Origin of the sequence: Lentilactobacillus parakefiri, from assembly GCF_002157585.1 — a bacterium.
GTDB classification, from domain to species: Bacteria; Bacillota; Bacilli; order Lactobacillales; family Lactobacillaceae; genus Lentilactobacillus; species Lentilactobacillus parakefiri.
Window position 1 is genome coordinate 1 of sequence record NZ_BDGB01000036.1, and the last position, 1,425, is coordinate 1,425.

Below are 1,425 nucleotides of genomic sequence, written 5' to 3' on the forward strand. Positions count from 1 at the left end.
ACTAAGTGATTACCAACTGGTTCAAATCAATTGGTATCTGAATTCACGGCCACTTAAATGTCTTAATTGGCATACACCAATCGAGATCTTCTTGCTTAATCTACGTCACTAAATTCGTTCAAGTTATTTCTTGCAATCTGCCATATAAAATGTGTAATTTATGATACAATTGCTATGTTCATTATTTCTCCAAAATAAGACATAGAAGTAATCGAAATAACAAAATCATTTTTATAGTTGAACCGATTTGAAATTATTAATTGTGAAGGAAGATACAAATGAGTATAACCTTAAAGACAAAATTCAAAAAAATTTTAATGTGCAGCATATCGGCTATTGCACTTTCTGGTGTTGCCGGAGTTTCGATCGCACAGGCTAATCATGATTATTATCGAACACTGGCAGTTAAGACACATAGTGGTCAAACTAATACGAATCCAACTGTCTCTAAAATAGATATTTTAAAGAGAAACATTAAAAATGATGAGCAAGCACTATCGAAGGCTAAAGGGAGACTTAAGAATGCTAAATCGAGCAAGAAAAAGAGGGAAATTAAAATATTAATCGATAAATACAAGGAGAAACTAAAAAGCGATAATGCGATTTTAAATAAATCAAAAAGTAAAAAGAGTAAAAAGAGTAAAAAGAGTAATAAAATAAAGCACAGTTCTAGTGACAAATGAGAGCGTAAAATATCTTGTGTAAATGCATAAAAGATTTCTGAATTGTATAGAAATAGCGAATGCCTTCCCTTATGATATTTAGTAACCACAGAAAACATCACAGGAGGCATTCCCCATGAATGAACTTACCACAGAACTTACCACAGAAATTATCGCTGCACTAGCCCAAAAGCAAGATTTGGACGAAGTTTTTCGTCACCACCTCGAAATTGCGATTAACCAGCTTCTTCAAACCGAATTGGCAGAGTTTTTGGGTTACGAACGCTACTCATACGCTGGGATTAACACTGGTAATAACCGCAACGGCAGTTATGAGCGCTCGTTTGATACGAAGTACGGCCAATTTAACTTAACCATTCCTCGAGATCGCAATGGCCGGTTTGAAAATCATACCTTGCCAGCCTACGGTCGGCACAGTGATAATTTAGAAACAACGGTCATTCAGTTGTATACCAAGGGAATTACCACTGCTGAAATTGCCGAACTCATTGAGAAAATGTACGGTGCTCACTACTCCAAAGCCATGGTTTCCAACATGACTAAAGCCGTCAATGAACAGGTTCAAGCTTTCCAGCAACGTCGACTGGCTTCACAATATGCGGCCATCTTCTTAGATGCCACTTACTTGCCGTTAAAGCGGGATACCGTTCAAAAAGAAGCCGTTCATATTGCGATTGGCATTCGTCCAGATGGTACGAAAGAAGTGCTGAACTACCCAGTGGCGCCAACGGAATCGACTGGA

1 protein-coding gene and 2 pseudogenes are annotated in these 1,425 nt (G+C 37.6%); all 3 read left to right on the forward strand.

Annotated features, from left to right (window positions below; genetic code table 11):
* A pseudogene (locus LPKJCM_RS12875) lies at window positions 1-112 on the forward strand (IS30 family transposase); the annotation flags it as partial.
* 166 nt (window positions 113-278) lie between these two features.
* Window positions 279-683, forward strand: a complete 405-nt coding sequence (locus tag LPKJCM_RS13150) for a hypothetical protein (RefSeq protein ID WP_057962132.1) — start codon at window positions 279-281, stop codon at window positions 681-683.
* A gap of 115 nt (window positions 684-798) precedes the next feature.
* Window positions 799-1,425 (forward strand): annotated as a pseudogene (locus LPKJCM_RS03080) (IS256-like element IS1310 family transposase); the annotation flags it as partial.